Source organism: Caballeronia arvi, assembly GCF_001544695.2.
Taxonomy (GTDB): domain Bacteria; phylum Pseudomonadota; class Gammaproteobacteria; order Burkholderiales; family Burkholderiaceae; genus Caballeronia; species Caballeronia arvi.
The window spans coordinates 1-801 of record NZ_FCOM02000292.1 but is presented as its reverse complement, the minus strand read 5'-3'; the positions used below and the strand labels follow the sequence as shown (position 1 = coordinate 801).

Genomic DNA, 801 nt, shown 5'->3' with positions numbered 1-801 from the left:
CCCGCACTCACTATTACGGTCACGGCTTACAACTGGTGGTGGAAGATCTCTTACGAGGGCGCCGCGGACCCGTCTGATCGCTTCACCACCGCCAACGAGATTCACATTCCCGTGGGCGAGCCCGTTCGAATTCGGCTCGAGAGTGCAGGCGTCATTCACACCTTCTGGGTACCGGCGCTCGCAGGTAAAACCCAGGCGATTCCCGGTCAGACAAACCAACAGTGGATCCAGGCCGATGCGCCGGGCATCTACCGCGGGCAGTGTTCTCAATTCTGTGGCGCGCAGCATGCCCACATGGCGTTCGAGGTGGTCGCCCAAAGCCGTGCCGACTTCGCTTCTTGGTCTGCCAGTCAGGCGGCGCTACACGAGCCAGCAAATCAAAATGCTTCGGCAGCGGCGGGGCACAAGCTTTTTGACGAGCGCTGCGCCGGGTGTCATGCCGTCAGAGGCACTTCGGCCGCCGGCGCACTTGCCCCCGATCTGACGCATCTGAACTCACGCCGGCTGATCGCTGCGGGCACGCTCAGCAATTCGCCCACCCATCAGCTTGACTGGATAGAACACGCGCAACGCATCAAGCCCGATGCGTGGATGCCAAGCATGACGCTCACGAGGGCCGAAGCCGAGAACCTTGCGGCGTTTCTCGCCACGCTCCAATAACCAGCGAATTCGATGCCATGACCGAAACCGCTCGATCCGAAACAGCCGCGCCATTGCCGGAGGCGATCGCGCTATCGCGCGTGCCGGAGGTCGGCCGTGTGCCACCGGGAAGCGCGAAAGAGCGGCGGTTGTTAGAAATCT

At 62.2% G+C, this 801-nt stretch carries 1 protein-coding gene; it reads left to right on the top strand.

Annotated elements, in window-relative coordinates:
- A partial coding sequence (locus tag AWB74_RS44970) for a c-type cytochrome (RefSeq protein WP_143749562.1) occupies positions 1-660 on the top strand: 660 nt, incomplete at its 5' end.
- Positions 661-801 lie beyond the last annotated feature (141 nt).